2 protein-coding genes are annotated in these 1,221 nt (G+C 56.2%); both read left to right on the top strand.

What is annotated here, in order from left to right:
- Positions 1-881 (top strand): efflux RND transporter periplasmic adaptor subunit (locus tag HYZ49_16850; GenBank protein MBI3243953.1); only part of this gene is annotated, 881 nt, incomplete at its 5' end.
- A gap of 102 nt (positions 882-983) precedes the next feature.
- The coding region (locus tag HYZ49_16845; protein MBI3243952.1) for an ATP-binding cassette domain-containing protein at positions 984-1,221 on the top strand (238 nt) is incomplete at its 3' end.

Below are 1,221 nucleotides of genomic sequence, written 5' to 3'. Positions count from 1 at the left end.
CTGAAGCTCGCATCGAACAGCAACAAGCCAGACTGGAACGATTGCTGCATGGCGCTCGCCCGGAAGAAAAAGCGCAAGCCAAAGCGGCGACTGAAACTGCTCGCGCATCGCTGGAATCCGTCAAAAACTGGCCGCGTCCGGAAGAAATCGAACAAGAGCGCGCTGCAGTCGCCGCCGCTGAAGCCGACCTCGATAACGCTGCGATTGCATTTCAACGAACCGAGAAGTTGCGAGCCTCCGGCGACATTTCCCAGCAGGAATTCGATTCGGCCAAGTTTCGTTTGGAAAACCTTCGCGCTCGGCGCGATGCCGAAAAGAAGCGGCTCGATCTGTTGCTGCACGGCAGTCGCAAGGAAGACATTCGCGCCGCCGAAGAGAAATTTCGGCAGGCGCAGGAGGCTGAAAAGTTGGTGCTGGCCGGCCCGCGCGCCGAAGAAATCGCCGACGCGCGCGCTCAACTGGCCGAAGCCCAGGCCCGATTGGAACAAATCAAAGTCCAGCTTGAAGAAGGCGAGGTCAAATCTTCGGCGGCTGCCACGGTTGAAGTGCTCAGCGTACGCCCTGGCGATTTGCTGACGCCGAATCAAACCGTCGCGCGGTTGCTGGAAAAAGATCAAATCTACGTTCGCGTTTTCATCCCAGAACCCCAGCTTGGAATGGCCAAAGTCGGCCAGAAAGCCAAAATCAAAGTGGATTCATTCAGCGACAGACTGTTCGACGGCGTGGTTGAGCAGATCAACTCGCAAGGCGAATTCACTCCGCGCAATGTGCAAAGCCGCGACGAACGCAATCATCAGGTCTTCGGCGTCAAAGTCCGCATTGACAACCGCGAAGGCAAATTGAAACCGGGAATGGCTGCCGACGTAACTCTTGAAAAGTAGTCGGGAGTCGGAATTCGGTAGTCAGCCTTTCAAGGCCACAGTTACTTTGAATGCCGACTCCCGATTACCGACTCCCGCCTACTCGCTTTCGACTACTCACCAATGCAAGCAATCAAAACTACAGACTTAACCATTCGCTTCGGCAAATTCACTGCCGTGGATCGCGTTTCCATCGCCGTCGAGCAGGGCGAGATTTACGGATTTCTGGGACCTAACGGATCGGGCAAAACGACTCTGATCAAAGCCCTCTGCGGGTTGTTGACTCCGGCGGAAGGCAGCGGCTCGGTGCTGGGCTTCGATTGCGTCAAACAAGCGGACGAAATCCGCCAGCACGTCGGAT

The sequence above is a fragment of the Chloroflexota bacterium genome (assembly GCA_016197225.1).
GTDB lineage: Bacteria > Chloroflexota > Anaerolineae > Anaerolineales > VGOW01 > VGOW01.
Note: the sequence above shows the minus strand (reverse complement) of the source record. Positions and strands in the feature narration are given on the sequence as shown.